A 264-nucleotide genomic window follows, 5' to 3' on the forward strand; every position below is an offset into this window, starting at 1 on the left:
GATGGCATGCCTCACTGGCTACTTGTCGTCTATCTACTATTGGAGCTTGGCTTTGGTTTGGTAGGAATAAAAATGGTTCACAAAGAGCAATCTGAAACAGTATAAGGACATTCTATGAAAAGGATTTTCCACCTTGTTGTTCTGAGTGTGTTGAGCAGCTTTTCGCTATCAGCATGGTCAGCCCAAGAGCAACCGAATATTTTTGTTATCTTCACGGATGATATTGGGATATCAAACCTGAGTGCTTATCACAATGGTGTGATG

The 264-nt window shown here is 41.3% G+C and carries 2 pseudogenes; both read left to right on the forward strand.

Features of this window, described 5'->3' with window-relative positions:
• Positions 1 to 105, forward strand: a pseudogene (locus AB4486_RS26980) (DUF4345 domain-containing protein); the annotation flags it as partial.
• A gap of 9 nt (positions 106 to 114) precedes the next feature.
• Positions 115 to 264: pseudogene (locus AB4486_RS26985) on the forward strand (arylsulfatase); the annotation flags it as partial.

This window comes from Vibrio sp. 10N.222.55.C6, from assembly GCF_041473395.1.
GTDB lineage: Bacteria > Pseudomonadota > Gammaproteobacteria > Enterobacterales > Vibrionaceae > Vibrio > Vibrio crassostreae_C.